The sequence below is a fragment of the Stenotrophomonas sp. STEN009 genome (genome assembly GCF_056760395.1).
Genome location: NZ_JBRRES010000028.1, coordinates 19,314 through 38,950, shown reverse-complemented (window position 1 = coordinate 38,950; position 19,637 = coordinate 19,314). Strand labels below are relative to the sequence as shown.

18 protein-coding genes are annotated in these 19,637 nt (G+C 68.6%); 1 reads left to right on the top strand and 17 read right to left on the bottom strand.

The annotated features are described in order from the left end of the window. Nucleotides 1–169: 169 nt before the first annotated feature. The 14 genes from ACVOMM_RS13665 to hisS form a co-directional block, all read right to left on the bottom strand. Nucleotides 170–910: a copper homeostasis protein CutC gene (locus ACVOMM_RS13665; RefSeq protein WP_065182698.1), complete on the bottom strand. Its 741-nt coding sequence runs from the start codon at nucleotides 908–910 to the stop codon at nucleotides 170–172. Beyond that, the gene (locus ACVOMM_RS13660) at nucleotides 907–1,905 is read right to left on the bottom strand and encodes a glycosylasparaginase (RefSeq protein ID WP_481526364.1); all 999 of its coding nucleotides are present in this window, start codon (nucleotides 1,903–1,905) and stop codon (nucleotides 907–909) included. Before ACVOMM_RS13660 ends, ACVOMM_RS13665 begins: the two co-directional genes overlap by 4 nt. A 50-nt stretch (nucleotides 1,906–1,955) precedes the next feature. Next, the gene (locus ACVOMM_RS13655) at nucleotides 1,956–2,978 is read right to left on the bottom strand and encodes a glucokinase (RefSeq protein ID WP_197600508.1); all 1,023 of its coding nucleotides are present in this window, start codon (nucleotides 2,976–2,978) and stop codon (nucleotides 1,956–1,958) included. Nucleotides 2,979–3,135: 157 nt separating this feature from the next. Next, a complete protein-coding gene (locus ACVOMM_RS13650) occupies nucleotides 3,136–4,725 on the bottom strand; it encodes a calcineurin-like phosphoesterase C-terminal domain-containing protein (RefSeq protein ID WP_253118761.1) in 1,590 nt (529 codons plus the stop codon). A 124-nt stretch (nucleotides 4,726–4,849) separates the two neighbouring features. Then, entirely contained in the window at nucleotides 4,850–5,470 is a 621-nt protein-coding gene (hisIE, locus tag ACVOMM_RS13645; RefSeq protein WP_461289056.1) for a bifunctional phosphoribosyl-AMP cyclohydrolase/phosphoribosyl-ATP diphosphatase HisIE, read from the bottom strand. After that, entirely contained in the window at nucleotides 5,460–6,236 is a 777-nt protein-coding gene (gene hisF, locus ACVOMM_RS13640; RefSeq protein WP_481526363.1) for an imidazole glycerol phosphate synthase subunit HisF, read from the bottom strand. Before hisF ends, hisIE begins: the two co-directional genes overlap by 11 nt. Then, complete coding sequence (gene hisA, locus ACVOMM_RS13635; RefSeq protein WP_053516723.1) at nucleotides 6,230–6,964, bottom strand: 1-(5-phosphoribosyl)-5-[(5-phosphoribosylamino)methylideneamino]imidazole-4-carboxamide isomerase; 735 nt, start codon at nucleotides 6,962–6,964, stop codon at nucleotides 6,230–6,232. Before hisA ends, hisF begins: the two co-directional genes overlap by 7 nt. Next, on the bottom strand, nucleotides 6,961–7,563 hold the full coding sequence (gene hisH / locus ACVOMM_RS13630) for an imidazole glycerol phosphate synthase subunit HisH (RefSeq protein ID WP_053516724.1): 603 nt from the start codon (nucleotides 7,561–7,563) through the stop codon (nucleotides 6,961–6,963). Before hisH ends, hisA begins: the two co-directional genes overlap by 4 nt. Next, nucleotides 7,560–8,633 (bottom strand): bifunctional histidinol-phosphatase/imidazoleglycerol-phosphate dehydratase HisB, encoded by a 1,074-nt coding sequence (gene hisB, locus ACVOMM_RS13625; protein ID WP_283219089.1) that lies wholly within the window; start codon nucleotides 8,631–8,633, stop codon nucleotides 7,560–7,562. The genes hisH and hisB overlap by 4 nt, the downstream gene beginning before the upstream one ends. Then, a complete protein-coding gene (gene hisC / locus ACVOMM_RS13620; protein ID WP_481526362.1) occupies nucleotides 8,630–9,724 on the bottom strand; it encodes a histidinol-phosphate transaminase in 1,095 nt (364 codons plus the stop codon). Before hisC ends, hisB begins: the two co-directional genes overlap by 4 nt. Then, nucleotides 9,721–11,016 (bottom strand): histidinol dehydrogenase, encoded by a 1,296-nt coding sequence (gene hisD, locus ACVOMM_RS13615; RefSeq protein ID WP_065175580.1) that lies wholly within the window; start codon nucleotides 11,014–11,016, stop codon nucleotides 9,721–9,723. Before hisD ends, hisC begins: the two co-directional genes overlap by 4 nt. Beyond that, nucleotides 11,013–11,924 carry an ATP phosphoribosyltransferase gene (gene hisG / locus ACVOMM_RS13610; protein ID WP_053516728.1) on the bottom strand — a complete coding sequence of 304 codons (912 nt, stop codon included), beginning with the start codon at nucleotides 11,922–11,924 and terminating at the stop codon, nucleotides 11,013–11,015. Before hisG ends, hisD begins: the two co-directional genes overlap by 4 nt. Nucleotides 11,925–11,957: 33 nt before the next feature. After that, nucleotides 11,958–12,266 carry a YerC/YecD family TrpR-related protein gene (locus tag ACVOMM_RS13605; protein WP_481526361.1) on the bottom strand — a complete coding sequence of 103 codons (309 nt, stop codon included), beginning with the start codon at nucleotides 12,264–12,266 and terminating at the stop codon, nucleotides 11,958–11,960. 188 nt (nucleotides 12,267–12,454) lie between these two features. Then, on the bottom strand, nucleotides 12,455–13,852 hold the full coding sequence (gene hisS, locus ACVOMM_RS13600; protein WP_481526360.1) for a histidine--tRNA ligase: 1,398 nt from the start codon (nucleotides 13,850–13,852) through the stop codon (nucleotides 12,455–12,457). A gap of 138 nt (nucleotides 13,853–13,990) precedes the next feature. Between hisS and ACVOMM_RS13595 the strand changes: the two genes are divergently transcribed. Continuing rightward, entirely contained in the window at nucleotides 13,991–14,743 is a 753-nt protein-coding gene (locus tag ACVOMM_RS13595; protein ID WP_053516731.1) for a Crp/Fnr family transcriptional regulator, read from the top strand. Between the two features lie 91 nt (nucleotides 14,744–14,834). On the opposite strand, the gene thrC is transcribed toward ACVOMM_RS13595, so the two are convergent. The 3 genes from thrC to thrA are packed head-to-tail and all read right to left on the bottom strand — an operon-like array spanning nucleotide 14,835 to nucleotide 19,566. Continuing rightward, nucleotides 14,835–16,121, bottom strand: coding sequence for a threonine synthase (gene thrC, locus ACVOMM_RS13590; RefSeq protein WP_459061950.1), 1,287 nt, complete (start codon nucleotides 16,119–16,121; stop codon nucleotides 14,835–14,837). A gap of 29 nt (nucleotides 16,122–16,150) precedes the next feature. Further along, entirely contained in the window at nucleotides 16,151–17,065 is a 915-nt protein-coding gene (locus ACVOMM_RS13585) for a homoserine kinase (protein WP_180875952.1), read from the bottom strand. Continuing rightward, nucleotides 17,062–19,566, bottom strand: a complete 2,505-nt coding sequence (thrA, locus tag ACVOMM_RS13580; protein ID WP_180875951.1) for a bifunctional aspartate kinase/homoserine dehydrogenase I — start codon at nucleotides 19,564–19,566, stop codon at nucleotides 17,062–17,064. Before thrA ends, ACVOMM_RS13585 begins: the two co-directional genes overlap by 4 nt. Between the last annotated feature and the right edge of the window lie 71 nt (nucleotides 19,567–19,637).

Below are 19,637 nucleotides of genomic sequence, written 5' to 3'. Positions count from 1 at the left end.
GCTGAACCGGAGAGAGCATTCCGCGGCGCAACACGCCGCTGCGGATCCGCTGCCATCCCCGCTTGAAAAGTCGATGAATCAGTGGCTTGCGCAGGTTGGCCGCCGCAGGCCGGAGATGAACTGATGACACGCGAGCGGCAGACCCGCGCGGAACCGACTTCGCCCGGTATCAGGACAGATCGCCGTCCAGCGCCCGCCGCAGCCCCGCCACGATTGCGGCATCGGTCTGATCCCAGTGCGGGTCCAGCCCGCGCAGTGCCGGGTTGTGGAACTGCATGGCCGAGTGCCGGCGGCGCTTGGCCGACGCGTGCAGCTCAACGCAGCCGCTGTGCCGCGCCACCGCAGCGATGTTGGCCGGGTCCAGGCCAGCACCCGCCATCACGCTGATGCGCCCCGCCGCCCGGGCGACCAGGCCTTCCAGCACGTCGACACCGGCAGCCGCGCTGGCCTGTCCCCCGGACGTCAATACACGGCTGCACCCCAGAGCGATCACCTGCTCCAACGCCGCCGGAAGGTCACGCGCGGCGTCGAAGGCACGGTGGAACGTCACCTGCAGCGGACCCGCCGCCTGGATGAGCGCGCGGCACAGGGGCAGATCGATATCGCCCTGCCGGTCCAACGCACCGATCACCACGCCATCGCAGCCCAGCGCACGGCACTGTGCGATATCGCGCAGCATCAGCTCGGCCTCCAGGGCGTCGTAGTGGAAATCACCCGGCCGCGGCCGCACCAGCACGAACAGCGGAATCGACAGGCGTTCGCGGGCCATGGCGATGCTGGCGAACGACGGTGTGGTGCCGCCCTCGGCAAGGTTGTCGAACAGTTCGATGCGGTCGGCACCACCGGCCTGCGCGGCCAACGCCGAAGCCAGCGAGTTGCTGGCGATCTCCAGGGTGAGCCGCGTGCTCACGCCTGTGTGCTCGTGTAGATCGACGGTGAATCGCGCAGGTCGTCCTGGCGCTGCGCATCGCAGACGGCATAGACGAAACCGCGATGCAGCGCATAGGCGCCCACCTCGCCCTGCTTGTTCATGGCCAGGAAGCACACCTGCAGGGTCCTGCTTGCCTCGGGACGCTTGCGTACCACGCGGTCGATCGCCTCACGGCAGGCCTGGGCGGGCGTTCGACCCTGGCGCATCAGCTCGACCACCAGGAACGAGGCCGCATTGCGGATCATCTCTTCGCCCACGCCCGATGCGGTGGCGGCACCGACCTCGTTGTCGACGTACAGGCCGGCGCCGATGATCGGACTGTCGCCGACCCGGCCGTGCAGTTTCCAGGCCATGCCGCTGGTGGTGCAGGCACCGGCGAGATGGCCCCGGGCATCCAGCGCCAGCATGCCGATGGTGTCGTGGTTGTCGCTGTTGCCGGGAAGGCCACGTCGCTCGGCGTTGATCTGGGGCTGGTACTTCTCGGTCTTCAACCACTCGCGCCAGGCCGCTTCGGCCTGCGGCGTCAGCAGACGCCTGCGCTCGAAGCCCTGCTGCACGGCGAACTGCTGCGCCCCTTCACCCACCAGCAACACGTGCGGGCTGTTTTCCATCACTTTGCGGGCCACCGACACCGGGTGCGGGATGTCGACCAGCGCGGCCACCGCACCGCAGCGGCCACCGCCGTCCATGATGCTCGCGTCCAGGCTCAGCACGCCGTCCCGATCCGGATTGCCGCAATGGCCCACGGTGGGATTGCACAGCTCGCTCTCGGCCCAGCGTGCGCCGGCCTCCACTGCGTCCAGGGCACTGCCGCCCTGCGCCAGGACCTTCCATGCCGCCTGGTTGGCCGGCACACCGAAGTCCCAGGTCGAGACCACCTTCGCTCCGCCCTGCACACGTGCCTGTACGCCCGGCAGGGCGGCCATGCCTGCCGCCAGCGCTCCGGCCTGCAGGAACTGCCTGCGATCCACCATGTTGCCTCCCAGTCTGCAACGTGTCGCCGGCCCGATGCCGGCAGCACCGATCAATCGTGTACGGGGTACCGCGCCGCGTGCCAGACGGCGGCGCCCAGCACGCCCAGTTGGCCATGTTCCACCCGCCATACCGGCACCTGCCGCAGCACGTCGGCCAGCACGCCCTTGTTGAGGAAGCGCTCGCGGAAGCGGCCATCGGCAAGGAAATCCTGCACGTGGGTGGAAATGCCGCCCGCCAGGTACACCGAGCGGGCCCCCACGGCGATGGCGGCATCGCCGGCCAGGCTGCCCAGCCAGGCGCAGAACACCTGCAGCGTCTCCACTGCAAGTGCGTCTTCGCCGCTGCGTGCGGCGCCGATCAGCGCTTCGGTGCTGGACCACACCGGAGTGACGCCACGCAGCTCGCACAGGCACGGATACAGATTCATCAGACCGCTGCCGGACAGCACACGCTCGTTGTCCACATGTGGCCACCGCTGCAGCAGCCTGCCCAGCACCTCCAGCTCCAGCGCGTTGCCGGCCCCCAGGGCAGCGTGGCCGATCTCGCTGGGCAGCACCGGACGCCCGCCATCGGCGAAGCGCAGCGCCGCGCCCAGGCCGGTACCGGCCCCCAGCACCAGCGCCGGGAACGCCATCGCCGGGTCGGCATCGCCGTTCAATGGAACCAGGGTGTCGGCCTGCAGGTAGGGAATGGCCAGTGCCACCGCCTCGAAATCATTGATCAGCTGCAGATCGCCCAGACCGGACTGTGCGCGGGTGGCGGACAACGAAACCGTCCACGGCAGATTGGCATTGATCAGCACATCGCCATCGAGCAGGCCGGCGATGGCGACCACCGCCGACCGCACCGGCAGTGCGAGGCTCCGGGTGAAGTCGGCCAGAATCGCCGCCAGGCTGGAATGATCGGCACACGCGTAGGTGCGATGACGTCCAAGCCGTGGCGCCTGCCCGGGCAGCGTTTCAGCCAGCGCCAGACGGGCAAAGGTACCGCCGACATCGGCGACGACCAGGCTTCGCGGAAGACCGCCGCGGGGGGAGTCGGTGGAAACCGGGGGCACTGCTGCGATGGTCACTCTGGCCTGCTTGAATCGATTGAATCGCACCGATTCTCAGGCATCAGGGTCGCTTTGCCTAGCGCGGCGCCGCGCCGGCATGCCGGCCCTGCCAGGGCCCTGTCCGCAGCGCCCGGGTGGCGGCAGCCCGGACGCAGCGCGCGGCGGCACCTGCAGATCAGGGCTCTGCGGTCTGCAGACTATAACGGGTGGTGGCGGTGAATACCGCACCATCCGGCTGGGTCGAACGCACGTCGATCCTGTGGTCGCCCACGGCCAGGTGGGTGGGCAGCGCGCCGCGCCACAGATGCGGCGAAGCGGTGGCCTCCGGCGAGCGATCGTAACCGCGCAGCACGCTGGACAGGTCGTCCGCCGCATTCTCCACCAGCAGCCGCGGGTCGGGCTGGCGGACCTGCTTCATCGGCTGCCATGCCCCACCGTCCACGCGGTACTCGACCACGCTCGCGTCCTCACCCATGTACACGTTGGCGTAAACGCCCCACGCCGGATACGCGCCCTGGCGCAGCACCTTCGGCGCATGCAGGCCGATCTGTTCGCTGGCTGGCGCGCCGGCCACACGATACTGCAGGCGATAGCTGCCGTTGCCAGCCACATCCAGCAACGCGTAGCCCTTTGGCGTGCCGTCGCTCATGGTGCTGTCCGGCACACCGGCAGCATCTTTCACACCGGACCAGAACGCGCCGCAGTTGGCACCGACGTTGTACTCGTGCAGCGGTTTTTCGCCGTGCCAGCCCTCGGCCTTGCCATGGTAGACATGCTGCTGGGTGTGGCTGTGGCCGCTCAGGACCAGCACGTTGCGGAAGTCCTTGAGCAGGTCGAACAGGCGCTGCCGGTCGGCGTGCCGGAAGCTCTCACGACCCGGCGCTGCATCGAACAGCGGAATGTGCATGCCCAGCACCAGCAGGCGGTCGCGATGCAGACCCTTGAGGTAGGCGGCAAGGAACGCGAACTGATCCTCGCGCAGGCCACCGACGTAGCTCGGCCTCGCCTTCGGGTCGTACACCACATCATCGAGGAACACGAAGCTGGCACCGCCCTCCTCCACGGCGTACGTGTCCGGGCCGTAGACGTTGCGCCAGCTGTCCAGCGAATGCTCGTCGACGGCGGCATCGAAATCGAGATCGTGGTTGCCCGGCACATGGAACCACGGCACGCCCAGCTGCGTGGTGACCTTGTTGATGGCCGGATACAGCGTCAGGTCATCATTGACGATATCGCCGAGCGTCGTGCCAAGCCGCGCCCGGGTCTGGCCGACCAGCGGCGCCACGATGGACTGCTGGTAGTAGCCGATGTCCTTGAGGCTTGCGGTCTGTGAATCAGTGAACACCAGCATCTGGAAACCACGCCGGTTGTCATGACGATCCGTCTGCAGCGCGAAGTCCCAGTTGCGGGTGGCGTCGCCGGTTGCGGCGATGCCACCGTACTTCAGTGCAGGCGAGCCGTTGGGCTGGAAATGACGCCAGAATGACGGGAGCCCGTCGCTCGCCTTCGGGAACGCGTACGCATCCGGCTTGATCACGAACACCGTCTGGCCCTCGCGCACGGGCAGGCTGTAGCTGCCATCGGCTGCGGTCTTCACGATGCGCTCGCCGTTGGACACCTGCACCCCGGCCAGGCCCGGGTCGGTCGCACCACGGCCGGGCCTGCCGTCGCGTTCCAGGTAGACCTTGCCGCTGACAACCGCATCCGCAGCCCAGGCCGGCGAGGTCAGCAACAGGCAGCACAGCCACGCAGCGGGCGATTTCATGGGCAATCCGGCAAAGAAGAAGACTACCTATTGTAGAGCGGAGCCATGGCTGTCTGCCGCCCGGATGCAGCCGGGCCGGCGCCGGCGCCGAAAGCGCGTGCGGACCGCAGGCCACATGCAGCCATCAACGATGGCGCATTTCCAGCACCCGCCGGGCGTCGTCAAGCGACAGGCCGCGTGCGCGCAGCAGCACCAGCAGGTGGTACAGCAGGTCCGAAGCCTCGCCCAGCAGCGCCGCGTCATCCTGTGCGACCGCGGCCAGAGCGGTTTCCACGCCCTCCTCGCCCACCTTCTGCGCGATACGGCGGATGCCGTCCTCGAACAGGCGGGTGGTGTAACTGCCGGGTGGACGCTGGGCTTCACGCAGGGCCACCAGTTGCCCCAGCCCGCCCAGGAAATCCTTCGGCGCCTGGTCGAAGCAGCTCTCCGCACCGGTGTGGCAGGTCGGTCCTGCCGGGCGGGCCAGCACCAGCAGCGTATCGGCATCGCAGTCCACGCTGATGGACTGCACCGCCAGCACGTTGCCGGACTGCTCGCCCTTGGTCCACAGGCGCTGCCTGCTGCGGCTGTAGAAGGTCATGTGCCCGACGGCAAGCGTCGCGGCCAGCGACTCCGCGCTGACGTAACCCAGCATCAGCACCTGCAGGGTATCGGCGTCCTGCACCACCGCGGGCAGCAGGCCGTCCCCCTTGCTCCAGTCCAGCCCCTGCAGGGCCTCCAGCGACGGTCGCACCTCAATAGACATCCCGTACCTCGATCTGCTGTTCGCGCAGGTAGCGCTTCAGGTCTGCAATGGCGATGGCGCCGCTGTGGAACACGCTGGCGGCCAGCGCACCATCCACGTCGGAGCGGTCGAAGGCCTCGGCGAAATGCTCCATCGTGCCCGCACCGCCCGACGCGATCAGCGGCACCTGGCACAACGCACGCGCCTGCTGCAGCTGGGCCACATCGTAGCCGCGGCGCACCCCATCGCTGTCCATGCAGTTCAGCACGATCTCGCCTGCGCCGCGGCGCTGTGCCTCGACGATCCAATCCAGCGTCCGTATGGGTACCGCCCGGGTCTTGTCCGGGTCGCCGCTGAAGCGGCGCACCCGCCATTCGCCATCGGCCTCGCGCACCGAGTCGACGCCGACCACCACGCACTGCACGCCGAACTCGGCAGCCAGCTCGTCGATCAGTGCGGGACGGCCCAGTGCCGGCGAATTGATCGAGATCTTGTCGGCACCGGCAAACAGCACCCGCCGTGCGGTTTCCACGCTGTCGATGCCACCGGCTACGCAGAACGGGATATCGATCAGCCGTGCGATGCGCTCGACCCAGGCCACATCGACCGAACGCGCCTCGGGGCTGGCGCCGATGTCGTAGAACACCAGCTCATCGGCCCCCTGGTCGCGGTAACGCTGCGCCAGCTCGGCGATATCCCCCATGTCCACGTGGTCACGGAAGCGCACCCCCTTGACCACCCGTCCTTCGCGCACGTCCAGGCAGGGAATGATGCGGCGACTCAGCATGCCAGCGCCTCCGCCAGGTCCATGCGCTGTTCCAGCAGCGCCTTGCCAAGGATGGCGCCGCCACAGCCGGCAGCACGCGCATCGGCCACGTCGGCCACATCGCGGATGCCACCGGAGGCCTGCACCTGCACGCCCGGCAGCAGCGACACCAGGTGCTGGTACAGGCCGATGTTCGGCCCGGCCAGCATGCCGTCGCGGGCGATATCGGTACACAACAGGTGGCGCATGCCCGCCCGTGCATACCGCAGCGCAAGGTCATCCAGGGTCACGCCCGCGTTCTCGGTCCAGCCATGCACCGGCAGCTGCCACTGGCCCTGAGGGTCCTGGCGTGCATCCAGCGCGATGGTGATGTGATCGGCACCGAACGCCTGCAGCCAGCCGACCACTTCATCGGGCCTGCGCACTGCCAGCGACCCTACCACCACCCGGCTCGCGCCCGCATCGAGAATGCGCGCCACATCATCACGCCCACGCACACCGCCGCCGGTCTGCACCTGCAACGTCGTCTGCGTGCGAACCGCCGCCAGCAGCGGGGCCAGCGTGTAGCCACCGGCACGGGCTGCGTCCAGATCGACCAGATGCATCCAACGCGCGCCCTGCGCGGCGAATGCCTGCGCGCGCGGCAGGGGATCGTCGCCGTAGTGCGTTTCCTGCGCGTAATCGCCCTGCCGCAGCCGCACCACACGGCCTTCGCGGATATCCAGTGCGGGGTAGACGGTGAAACTCATGCAGCGGTGCCCTCGAGGAAGTTGCGCAACATCAGCGATCCGGTATCGCCGGAGCGTTCGGGATGGAACTGCGCACCGAAGTAGCGCCCCTGCTCCACCACGGCAGTGAACAGGCCGCCGTGATCGCAGGCGGCCACCGTGTGGCTGTTCAATGGCGCCGCATAGCTGTGCACGAAGTAGGCGCTTGCGCGATCAGGCACATCGCGCAGCAGCAGCGAGGACCGCAGTGGCAGCAGGCGGTTCCAGCCCATGTGCGGCACGCGGATGCCGCACGCCGGTACCAGCTTGCGCACCACCCCGGGAATCAGGCCGAGCGCTTCCACGCCGGCTTCTTCCGAGCGCTCGAACAGCAGCTGCATGCCCAGGCAGATGCCCATCAACGGCACCTCGATCCGTCGCAACGGCTCCACCAGTCCCTGCGCGTGCAGGCGCTGCATGCCCGGCCCTGCCGCACCGACGCCGGGCAGGATCACCCGCCGTGCGCCCGCCAGCCCCTCTGCGTCGCGTACCAGGCGGACACTGGCCCCCAGCCGTTCCAGTGCATAGCGCACGGAACCCAGATTGGCGCCGCCGGCATCGATCAGCGCGACTTCGCTCACAGGGCCCCCTTGGTCGAGGGCAGCGCCGTGCCCTGGCGCGCCAGTGCCGGGCGCAGCGCGCGGGCCAGCGCCTTGAAACAGGCCTCCACCTTGTGGTGGTCATTGTCACCGCGCACCTGCAGATTGAGGTTCAATCCACTTGCATCGCACAGCGAGCGGAAGAAATGCGGCACCAGTTCGGTCGGCATGTCGCCAACGCGCTCACGCTTGAACTCGCCCTCGAAGACGAAATAGGGCCGGCCACTGAAGTCCAGCGCTGCGCTGGCCAGGGTCTCGTCCATCGGCAGGGTGAACCCGTAGCGGCCGATGCCGCGCTTGTCACCCAAGGCTTCGCGCAGCGCCTGGCCCAGCGCCAGCCCTGTGTCCTCGATGGTGTGATGCTCGTCGATGTGCAGGTCGCCCTCGGCGCGGATGTCCAGCGCAAAACCACCGTGCTTGCCGATCTGTTCCAGCATGTGATCGAAGAACGGCAACCCGGTGCGGATGTTGGCGTCACCGGCGCGATCCAGATCCAGCTCGACGCGGATCTTCGTTTCCTTCGTGTTGCGCTGGACCACGGCCGTGCGCGGCGCATCGGCCAGTGCGTGGGCGATGCCCGGCCAGTCCCAGTCACCGCCGAACTGCTCCGTGCGCAACTGGAAGCCACGGATGTTGAGGTTGTCGGCGAACTGCAGGTCGGTGATGCGGTCGCCGACCATCGCCGAGCGTGCCCAGTCGATGCTGCGGTCCTGCAGGTAGGCCGTCATCAGGCCGATGCCGGGCTTTCGGGTCGGGGCATTGTCCTGCGGCCAGCTGCAGTCGATCAGCACGTCACGAAACACGATGCCCTGGCTTTCGAAGATCTGCAGCATCAGATCGTTCGGTCCGTCGAAGCTGGCGCGCGGATAGCCCTCGCTGCCGAGGCCATCCTGGTTGGTGACGATGACGAACTGGTAGCCGGCATCACGCAGCTTCAGCAGTGCCGGAATCACCTGCGGCACGAAGCGCAGCTTCTCGTAGGCGTCGATCTGGAAGTCGGAAGGTTCCTCGATGAGGGTACCGTCGCGGTCGATGAACAGGATCGGGGTCATGCAACGGCCCTCCGGGCCGACAGGGCCGCAAGCACGCGGTCATTCTCTTCGGGGCTGCCGATGCTGATCCGCAGCGCATCCTCCAGCTGCGGGGCTGCACGCTGGTCGCGCACCACCACGCCGGCCGCCAGCAACGCATCGAACGCGCCCTGGGCATCGGCAAAGCGCACCAGCAGGTAGTTGCCTGCGGACGCATGGACCTGGCGTACGCCAGGCAGGCCCTGCAGCGCAGTGCGCAGGCGCTCGCGTTCGGCGATCACGGTGGCCACGCGCTCGCGTGTGCGTGCCAGCGCCGCCGGCTGCAGCGCCTGCACCGCCAGTTCCGCGCACGGCGTTGGCACCGGATACGGTGCCTGGCAGCGACGCAGCACCGCGATCAGTTCCGCTGCGGCGATCAACGTTCCGATCCGTGCCGCCGCCAGCGCATGGGCCTTTGAAAGCGTACGCAGCACTGCCACATTGGCGTGCGTGGCAAGCAGGGAGGTCGCCGAAGGACGCTGCGCGTACTCGACATAGGCTTCATCGACCACGACAAGCGCCCGACCGCGCAAGGCTTCGGCCACACGCTCGATGTCGGCCAGGGCGATATCGCTGCCGGCCGGATTGGAGGGCGCGCACAGAAACACCAGCTTCGCATTGCGTGCTCTGGCCGATTCGATCACCGCATCCAGGTCGGCGTGCAGGCCGTCGACGGCATCGACCAGGGGCACTTCGATCAGAGGCGCGCCCTGCAGCCGTGCACAGACTGCATACATACCGAACACCGGCGGCGTGACCAGCACACCATCGCGCCCCGGCACGCACAGCGCACGCACCAGCAGGTCGATGGCTTCATCGCTGCCACGCCCAACCAGCACCTGTTGCGGCTGCACGCCGTACAGCGAAGCCAGTCCATCGCGCAACGCCTGTGGCTGGGGCTCTGGATAGCGCCGGCTGTGGCCCTCGGCGTCCGCGGGGTTGGCCCAGGCCGATTCGTTGGCGTTCAGCCAGACATCGCCCTGCACTGCCGCACTGCGCGCCGAGCTGTAACCTGCAAAGGCCTGCAGGTCGGGGCGCACCAGCGCCAGTACCTCGTCGATCCCGGCATTCATGCAGCCACCTCCATGCGCAGGGCAACGGCGCGCTCGTGCGCGTCCAGCCCTTCGGCGCTGGCAAGGGTGCGCGCGCAGCCGCCGATCGCCGCCAACCCGGCGGCGCTGGCACTCTGCACGCTGATGAAGTTCTGGAAGCTGGCCACGCTGACACCACTGTACGCACGTGCGGCGCCTGCGGTGGGCAGCACATGGTTGGTACCACTGCAGTAGTCGCCCAATGCCTCGGGGGTGTAATCACCCAGGAACACCGAGCCTGCAGCCTGCACCCGATCAAGCCAGCCGCGTGGTTCGCGCAGGGCCAGGATCAGGTGCTCAGGGGCGTAGCGGTTGCTGATCGCGAAGGCATCGGCCAGCGTGTCGACCAGGATCAGGCGCGACGCCGAAAGCGCCTGGCGGGCGATATCCTGCCGCGGCAGCAGCGCGACCTGGCGTTCCACTTCGGCCTCGACCGCGGCCAGCATCGCGGCATCATCGGTCAGCAGCAGCACCTGCGAATCGGGGCCGTGTTCGGCCTGCGACAGCAGATCGGCAGCCACAAACGCCGGATTGGCACCGGCATCGGCAATCACCAGAACTTCCGACGGCCCTGCAGGCATGTCGATCGCCGCTGCACCGTTCTGCGCGACCTGCTGCTTGGCTTCGGTGACGAAGCTGTTGCCGGGCCCGAACAGTTTGTCGCAGGCCGGAACGCTGGCGGTGCCATAGGCCATCGCAGCGATCGCCTGCGCGCCGCCCAGCTTGAAAACGCGTTGCACGCCGGTCAGCCGGGCAGCCACCAGCACCGCCGGATCGGCGCTGCCGTCGGCGCGCGGTGGTGTGCACAGCACCACCTGCGGGCACCCGGCCAGCTGCGCCGGCACGCCCAGCATCAACGCCGTGGACGGCAACGGTGCGCTGCCGGCCGGCACATACAGGCCGACCCGGCCGATCGGCCGCAGCATGCGTTCACAGACCACGCCCGGCGCGGTCTCCACCGCATAGCCCTGGCCCATGCCTGCGCTGTGGAAGCGCGCGATGCGCCCAGCCGCTTCCACCATGGCCTGGCGCAGATCGCCTGGCACCGCCGCTTCGGCAGTCGCGAATTCGGCGTCAGACACTTCAAAAGACGGCAGTTGCACACCGTCAAAGCGTGCGGTGATCACACGCAGCGCCTCGTCGCCCTGCGCGCGCACCTGCGCGATCAGGGTCGCGACCGCATCGCGCGTCTGCTGGGCCACGGCCTGCACCGGGCGGGTCAGTGCCGCGCTGCGCGCAGCCTCATCAAGTTGCGACCAGATCAGACGATTCATGCCAGCGACCGCTCCACGCTCAACACCATCAGGCCCTGCGCGCCCGCACGCTCAAGCTCTTCCATGCGCTGCCAGCTCAGTGGTCCGGGGCACATGGTCTGCAGCCGCAGCGTGCCGCCGTCAGCCGGCAGGCGCTCCAGCGGCCCGGCATCGGCCAGCAGCTGGGCCAGGGCATCAACACGGTCTTCGCTGGCGCGGAACATCAGCAGCTTGCGGTCCTGCTTCTGTACCACGCCATCGAGACGGCGCAGCAGCATGGCGCGCAGGCCCGCTCGAGCGTCATCGGGCACGCGCACCGCACCGGCCAGCACCGCCTCGCTGTCCAGCAGGTTGTGCACCGGCACAAGCTGGTTGGCACGCAGGGTGGCACCACTCGACACCAGATCGCAGATCAGGTCGGCCGTGCCCAGCCGTGGGGCGATCTCAACCGAACCGGACAGCTCCACCACCTGCGCGTCCACGCCCTGCTCAACCAGCCATGCCTTGAGGATGGCGGGATAGCTGGTGGCGATCCGCATGCCGGCCAGCTGTGCCGGCCCCTGCCATTGCCAGTCCTCCGGCACCGCCAGCATCAGCCGGCACTGGCCGAAACCCAGCCCCCGCAGGGCCTGATAGGCATCCGGCAGGCCGATCTGGCGACGCGCGGCGGCCTGCTCGTCCAGTTCGTTGCGACCGACGATGCCCAGGTCGCAGACACCGTCGGCAATCAGGCCAGGAATGTCGTCGTCGCGCACCAGCAGCAGGTCCACCGGCAACGATTCTCCGTAGCAGAACAGCTTGTCGCGGCTTTCGCGCCAGCTCAAGCCGCAGGCACTGAGCAGGTTGCGGGCGGGCTCGGCAAGCCGCCCGCTCTTCTGGATGGCGATACGCAGCCGGTCTCGTGCCGGGGCTGCCTGGGTTGCACTCATGGGAAGGTCTCGAAGTTCGGTACGGGGCGCGGATCAGCGCGAGGCCAGACGGTCGATGGCAGCGGCATAGCCTCGATGGCCATGCTCGAGCGAGCGCGCCACCCGTCCGGTGGTGGTCACGCTGACCCCGGTGCGCTCGTGGATCTCGCGGTATGGCACCCCCTGCTGCAGCAGCGGCACCACTTTCCAGCGGTCGGCCATGGCCTCCAGCTCGGCCGGAGTACACAGGTCACGCAGGAAAGCTATGACCTGCTCCGGCTCCTGCAGGGCCGCGAACGCCTGGGCCAGGGCTTCCAGATCGGCCTGGGGGTCTTTGGCGGCGATGTCGGGGCGAGCTTTCACGGGGCGGATCTCTTGCATCAATGTAATAGCGCGCTAGTACATTAGCGCATTCTTGCGCAGTGCGTCAAACCACCCCACCGCCTCCACCCGAGCATTCAGGTTCCGGAAACGAAAAACGCCCGCCAGAGGCGGGCGTCATCCAGGTCAGCGCCGCCCCACCGGGAGAGCGGCGGCACGGCAATGTCAGTTCACACCATCACCTTCGACTGCTCCAGTTCCACCTGCAGGGTGCTGGCCAGCTCCTCGCGGGATACCTCGAACTGCTGCTCGCGGAGCAGATCCTTCACCGCCACCACCCCGCGCGCCAGTTCGTCCTCGCCGGCGAGCGCCACGAAGCGGATGCCCGCCTTGGCCGCGTACTGGAACTGCTTGCCGATCTTCTTCGGCTCCATCTGCACTTCGGTGTTGATGCCACCGGCCCGCAGGCGGCGGGCGATATCCAGTGACTGCGCCATGCCCTGCTCGTCCATCAGCGCCACCAGCGCCTGCACGCTGCTGGCCTCGATCCCGTCGATCAGGCCCGCCTCACGCAGCTGCCAGAACAGGCGCGACAGGCCGATCGAAATGCCGACGCCGGGCAGCTTCGACTTGCTGTAGTGGCTGGCCAGGTCTTCATAGCGGCCGCCGGAGCAGATCGAACCGATCTGCGGGTGGTCGGTCAGCGTGGTCTCATAGACGGTGCCGGTGTAGTAATCCAGGCCACGGGCGATGGAGAAGTTGAGGCAGTAGGCACTCTCCGGCACACCCAGCGCCTGCACCAGCTGCAGCACTTCGCGCAGCTCTGCAACGCCGGCACGCAGCGTTTCCGAGGACCCCGCAGCGTCCTCCAGCGCCGAAAGCTGGGCCAGCGCATCGGCATGCCCCTGCGAACGCACGGCCACGAATGCCAGGATCTTCTCGACCGGTCCGGCCGGAATGCCGAACCCGTCGCCCACCAGCGTCTCGCGCACGTAGTCGGCGCCCCGCTTGTCCAGCTTGTCCACTTCACGCAGCACCGCCAGCTGGCGCTCGCCCTCGGCCACGCCCAGGCTTTCGAAGAAGCCACGCATCAGCTTGCGGTTGTTCAACTGGATGCTGAAGTCTCCGATGCGCAGCTCCGAGAACACCGCGTGGATCACCGCCAGCACTTCGGCGTCGTACCGCACGCTCAGGCTGTCCTTGCCGATCACGTCGATGTCGCACTGGTAGAACTCGCGGAAGCGGCCGCGCTGGGCACGCTCACCACGGTACACCCGCTGCATCTGGTAGCGCCGGAACGGGAATGTCAGTTCGTGCTCATGCTCAGCCACATAGCGCGCCAGCGGCACGGTCAGGTCGAAGCGTAGGGCCATTTCCGGAAGCGAGCGGTCACCCGACTCGGCGGCATTGGCCAGCGCACCTGTGGACTGCACGAAGTACACCTGGCGCTCGGTCTCGCCACCGGACTTGGTCAGCAGCACATCGGACAGCTCGAACACCGGCGTCTCCACCGGCAGGAACCCGAAGCGCTCGTAGTTGCGGCGAATGACGTCCAGCATGCGCTGGAACGCAATCTGCTCGCGCGGCAGCAGCTCAAGGGTGCCGGGCGGGGTACGGGGCTTGATCACGGGAGCAACTCCTGCTGGAACGGGACGTGGGAGGGGGCGACATTCTAGCGCCCTGGAGCGCGCGGCCGCCTGACGCAGGGTCGAGCAGCCGCTTGAAGTATCATAAGGCCCTCCCCGCCCGCGATACGCCCACGCACCATGTCCCGGCCTTCCGGCGCCCCGTCCGCCAACAACGACACCGCCGGGCAGTCCTGCTCCACGCTGGACTGCCTGCACTGCTCGGTCCGCCACCTGGCGGTGTGTTCGGCGCTGTCTCCTGACGAAGTGCAGGCACTTGAACAGGTGACCGTCTCGCAGGCGGTGACGATGGGCAGCACCCTCGCCCGCACCGGCGAAGAGCGCCAGCATGTCTATACATTGACCGCCGGCGCACTGCGCCTGGTGCGGACGCTGGCCGACGGCCGCCGCCAGATCAATGGCTTCGTGCTGCCGGGCGACTACCTGGGCCTGAGCGGCAGCGACCATCACCGCTATGACATCGAGGCGATCGCTGACAGCCGGGTCTGCCGCGTCGCGCTGCCGCAGATGAAGGCGCTGCGCGGGCGTTATCCGCACCTGGAGCGCAAGCTGCTGCAACGTGCCTGCCAGGAGCTGGACGCTGCGCAGGATGCGGCCCTCGCCCTGGCGCGGCTGCAGCCCGCGGAAAAGCTGGCTGACTTCCTGCTGCGCCTGGCCGCGCGCGAGGCGCGGCTGGGCGGCGACGGCCTGCGCGTCTCGCTGCCGATGGGGCGCGGCGACATCGCCGACCACCTCGGCCTGACCATGGAGACGGTCAGCCGCACCTTCACCAAGCTGCGTCAGCAGGCGCTGATCGCGCTGCCGCACCTGAACGTCGTGGAGATCCTCGACGAGGACGGGCTGCGCCAGTTGGCGGGCGACGTCCAGGGTTGAGCGTCGCGCCGCGACCTGCGCCCGGTGGTACCGGGCGCCCCACCCTGCCCCTTGCTTCAGACGACACCGCGCCATGCCCGGCACCTGTGCGTCAGCGCAGCAGCACCTCGCGCAGCGCCGCATAGTCGGCAGCCAGCGGTTCCGCATGCGCGGGACGCTGCAGCAGCGCCGCCAGCGCCGGAGGCACCGGCACTGCTTCGCCGATCAATGGCTCCACCACCGCCTCGAACTTGGCCGGGTGCGCGGTTGCCACCACCGCCCAGTCGCCCTTCGCCCCGCCCGCGCGGAGGTCCTTCAGCACCTTCACTGCCGTCGCGGTATGCGGGCAGAACAGCTCGCCCCCGCTGGCGTGCGCACTGGCGATGGTGGCGCGGATGGTCACATCATCCACCGCGAAAGCACGGAAGGCTGCGCGCAGTTCGGCATCGTCGCCGTCGTACAGCCAGCGCAGGCGCTCGAAGTTGCTCGGCGCGCCCACATCCATCGCATTGGCGACCGTGGCGACACTGGCCTGCGGCTGATACGCGCCGCCCTCGAAGTACTTCGGCAGCACATCATTGGCATTGGTGGCCAGCACGATCTGGCCGATGGGAACCCCCAGCGTGCGTGCGAGCACCGCAGCCATCGCGTTGCCCAGGTTGCCGGTCGGCACCACCAGATTGAGCCGGCGCCGATGCTGCCCATGATGGGCCAGTGCCGCATGCGCGTAGTAGCTCATCTGTGGCAGAAGACGCCCCAGGCTGATGCTGTTGGCCGAACTCAGCGGCACGTCCGCCTGCAACGCCCGATCGGCCAGCGCCTGCTTGACCATGGCCTGGCAGTCGTCGAACGAACCCGCCACGCGCAGCGCCTGGATGTTGTCGCCGAAGCAGCCGAGCTGGTGCGCCTGGCGCGGCGATACCCGGCTATCCGGATACAGCACCACCACGCGCACGCCCGGTTGGCGATGGAAGGCCGCCGCCACGGCGGCACCGGTATCACCGGACGTGGCAACGACGATCGTCAGGTCGCGTCCCTTGCCCGCCTGCAGCCTCGACAGCGCGCCTGCCAGGAAACGTGCGCCGATGTCCTTGAAGGCCGCAGTGGGACCATGGAACAGCTCGAGGACGTAGTCGCCACCGCCAAGCGGACGTAACGGCACCGGAAAATCGAACGCCTCACGGCAGATCGAAGGCAGCGCCTCCTGCAGCGCGTCGCCGTCGAAGAAGGGTGCCAGCAGATCGGCGGCGGTTTCGGCGAGGGTCTCGCCCTGCTGCACATGATGCGGCGCAGGCAAGGCGCTGGGCACATACAGCCCCCCATCGGGGGCGAGGCCGGCGGCGATGGCGGCACTCAGGCCGACGGCCGGCGACTGGCCGCGGGTGGAAACGAATTGCATGGGATCGGTATCCAATGAGAGGAAAGAAGTCAGCACAGTCGTGCTCCCGCCGCGTCCAGCGGCGAGACCCAGGCGTCACTGTCGAAGCCGGCAGCCGCAAATGCCGCGCGGACCTGCCCTGCGGCAGCCTGTGCCTGCACCGCATCTTCGAACCAGGCAAACACGCTGGGACCGGCACCGGAAATACCCGCGCCCATTGCGCCCGCCGACAGCGCGGCGTCACGCGCTGCCTCGAATCCAGCGATCAGGCCGGCGCGGCGCGGCTCGATCAGCACATCGCGCAAGCCTGCGCGCACCAGCGTGGCATCGCCGCGATGGCAGCCGCTGAGGACCAGGGCCAGATTCGCGCTCTGGGCGACAAACTCGCGCAGCTCATAACTGCCCTGCAGTGCCTGCCGTGCCCTGCGCGTTTCCAGCACGGCATGCGGATGCACCAGCAGGCTGTGCCAGCACGCAGGCACCGGCACCGACACCACCCTGTCGGCGGTGCACAGCGCCAGCCCGCCCGCCAGCAAGGGGCCGACGTTGTCGCCATGGCGACCGCCGCTGGCCACCGCTTCGCCGTCGAGCGCGTGCGGATACAGGGCGGCGCGTGGCAGCGGCGCATCCAGCAGCGCGTTGGCTGCAACCAGTGCCGCGACGCAGGATGCCGCTGAGCCACCCATGCCGGAGCCGAACGGAATGCCCTTGTCGATCTCCAGCTCGAACCCGTAGCCCAGGCCCAGGCCCTCGCGCAGTGACAGCAGTGCCGCGCCAGCCGTGTTGCCCGCTGCCTCCAGTGGAAGCTCGACCGCACTGCCACGGATCGCCGCGATACGCACCACAGGCTCATCGATGCGGCGCACGCTGACCGTGTCGCCGATACCGGCGATGGCATGGCCCAGAATGTCGAACCCCACTGCCACATTGGCCACCGACGCCGGTGCGAATGCACGTGCGATCACAGGCGCGCCCCTTCACCGGCCGCCACCCGCAGCAGGTCGGCAAACACGCCTGCAGCCGTGACCTCCGGTCCCGCGCCGGGCCCCTGCACCACCAGCGGATTCTCACAGTAGCGGCGGGTGCGGAACTGCACCACGTTGTCGGTCAGGCGCAGGTTGGCGAACGCGTGTGCCGCCGGCAGCTCGTGCAGACCCACCGACGCGCCGTCCGCGTCAAGCCTGGCCACATAGCGCAGCACTGCGCCGCGCTCGCGCGCGTCCTGCAGGCGTTGCTGCAGTGATGCATCAGACTCGCCCAGGCGGGCCATGAAGTCCTCGACGCTGCCTTCGCGAAGCAGCGCCGGCACCAGGCTTTCCACCTGCACCTGTTCAAGACTGAGTGCGTGGCCGGCCTCGCGCGCCAGGATCACCAGCTTGCGCGCGACATCCACGCCCGACAGGTCATCGCGGGGATCCGGCTCGGTGTAGCCCATCGAACGCGCCTGCGCCACCAGCGAGGAGAACGGCTGGCTGCCGTCGAAGCGGTTGAACAGCCAGGCCAGCGTGCCCGAGAAAATGCCTTCGATGGCCAGCACCTCGTCGCCGGTATCGACCAGGTCGCGCAGCGTGGTGATCACCGGCAGGCCGGCGCCCACCGTCGCCTCATAGCGGAAGCGCGCGCCGCTGGCCGCCGCCGCCGCACGGATCCGCTGGTAGCGCGACAGCGGGCCGGCGCCTGCCTGTTTGTTCGGGGTGACCACATGGATGCCCGCGGCCAGCCAATCGGCATAGCGCTCGGCGACCTCGCTGCTGCCACTGCAGTCGATCACCACCGCATGCGGCAGGTGCGCGGCCAGCAGATGCTCGGTGAAGCGGTCGAGATCGCTGGCCTCACCGCCCGCCTGCAGCGCCTGCCGCCAGTCGGCATGCAGACCATCGGCCTCCAGCCGCATCCGCGAACGCGATGCCAGTGCACGCAGGCGCAGATCGACATTGGCCTTGGCCAGCAGCTGCGGGCGCGCCGCCAGCAACTGATCCAGCAGCGCGGCACCGACGTTGCCCGGCCCGATCACGCCCACCGCGAACGTCTGCGGCGACAACCAGAATCCGGCGTGGGCGGCGCGCAGCGCGCGCGTCGCGTCAGCGCTGTCCACGGCCACCGAGATGTTGCGCTCGGAGGAACCCTGGGCGATCGCCAGGATATTGACCTGCGCCCGGCCGAGCGCCTCGAACAGGCGCGCAGCCACACCTGGCTGGCCCGCCATGCCATCGCCCACCGCCGCCAGCACGCTGACCCCTTCGTGGACCTGCACGCGCTGCACCTGGCCGACCGACAGTTCATGGGCAAAGGCCTGCAGCAATGCTCCGCGGCCACGGCCCGCTTCGGCAGCCCGCACCACGCAGCAGATCGAGTGCTCCGAAGAACCCTGCGAGATCATCACCACCGACACCTGCGCCTGGCGCAACGCTGCGAATACGCGCTCGGCGGTGCCGGGCACACCGATCAGGCCAGTCCCCTCGAGATTCAGCAGGGCCAGGTCGGGACTCAGCGTGAGCCCCTTCACCGGTCCGCGCGGCGAGCGCTCGGCGCTGATGCGCGTACCCGGATGGGCCGGCTGGAAGGTGTTGCGGATGAAGATCGGCAGCCCCAGCCGGATCGCCGGCGACATCGTCTGCGGGTGCACCACTTTCGCGCCGAAGTACGCCAGCTCACAGGCTTCGTCGTAGCTCAGCGACTCCAGCTGCACCGCCTCCGGCACCAGGCGCGGGTCAGCCGACAACACACCATCGACATCGGTCCAGATGTGCAGCTCGTCGGCATTGAACAGCGCGGCGAAGATCGCGCCGGAGTAGTCACTGCCGTTGCGGCCGAGGGTGGTGATGCGGTCGTTGCGGTCCCGGGCGACGAACCCGGTGGCGACCACGCGCGTCTGCGGATGCTGCAGGCGCCACTTGGCCAGACGGTCGGCACTGGCTTCCCAGTCCACATCCACGCCCAGCTCGCCGTGGCCGACCACGAGCACGTCGCGTGCATCAAGGACGGCGCAGTCCTCGCCACATGCGCGCAGGTACGTACCGAGCAGCTGCGCGGAGAACACCTCGCCCAGGCCCTGCACGCGGTCGAGCACTTCACGCGGCAACTCGCCGATCACGGTCAGCGCGGCCAGTACTTCGGACAGCTGCTCGAAACGCGCATCGATCCACTCCACGGTGTCGCCCACCTGTTCGCCGAGCAGGGCCACCGCGGCCCCACGATGGCGGGCACGCAACGCATGCCAGGCCTCGCGCCACCCCTCGTCTCCCCGCGCCGCAAGCTGGGCCAGTTCAATCAACGCATCGGTGACGCCCTTCATGGCCGAGACAACGGTGACCTGCTGCGATTCGGGGCGGGCCCGCAGCAGGCTGCCGACATGGCGGTAGCGCTCGGCGTCGGCCACCGAAGTGCCGCCGAACTTGTGCACGACCGTGGACGGCGCGGCCAGCTCGGCCGGGGCAACAGGAGGGGGGAGAACGTGGGAAGACATGCAGACCTCGGCAGGAGGCCCCGTCGCATGCAGGTGTCGAGTTTCCCCGCCACCTGGATGGTGCGGGGCCG

What these genes read in the sequence shown, in the direction of transcription:
- hisF (WP_481526363.1), bottom strand. Translation starts at nt 6,236, where the DNA reads ATGCTGAGTCGCCGCATCATTCCCTGCCTGGACGTGCGCGAAGGACGG.
- ACVOMM_RS13595 (WP_053516731.1), top strand. Translation starts at nt 13,991, where the DNA reads ATGTCCCGGCCTTCCGGCGCCCCGTCCGCCAACAACGACACCGCCGGG.
- hisIE (WP_461289056.1), bottom strand. Translation starts at nt 5,470, where the DNA reads ATGTCTATTGAGGTGCGACCGTCGCTGGAGGCCCTGCAGGGGCTGGAC.
- hisD (WP_065175580.1), bottom strand. Translation starts at nt 11,016, where the DNA reads ATGAATCGTCTGATCTGGTCGCAACTTGATGAGGCTGCGCGCAGCGCG.
- hisC (WP_481526362.1), bottom strand. Translation starts at nt 9,724, where the DNA reads ATGAATGCCGGGATCGACGAGGTACTGGCGCTGGTGCGCCCCGACCTG.
- hisB (WP_283219089.1), bottom strand. Translation starts at nt 8,633, where the DNA reads ATGACCCCGATCCTGTTCATCGACCGCGACGGTACCCTCATCGAGGAA.
- hisG (WP_053516728.1), bottom strand. Translation starts at nt 11,924, where the DNA reads ATGAGTGCAACCCAGGCAGCCCCGGCACGAGACCGGCTGCGTATCGCC.
- thrA (WP_180875951.1), bottom strand. Translation starts at nt 19,566, where the DNA reads ATGTCTTCCCACGTTCTCCCCCCTCCTGTTGCCCCGGCCGAGCTGGCC.
- ACVOMM_RS13660 (WP_481526364.1), bottom strand. Translation starts at nt 1,905, where the DNA reads ATGGTGGATCGCAGGCAGTTCCTGCAGGCCGGAGCGCTGGCGGCAGGC.
- hisA (WP_053516723.1), bottom strand. Translation starts at nt 6,964, where the DNA reads ATGAGTTTCACCGTCTACCCCGCACTGGATATCCGCGAAGGCCGTGTG.
- ACVOMM_RS13650 (WP_253118761.1), bottom strand. Translation starts at nt 4,725, where the DNA reads ATGAAATCGCCCGCTGCGTGGCTGTGCTGCCTGTTGCTGACCTCGCCG.
- thrC (WP_459061950.1), bottom strand. Translation starts at nt 16,121, where the DNA reads ATGCAATTCGTTTCCACCCGCGGCCAGTCGCCGGCCGTCGGCCTGAGT.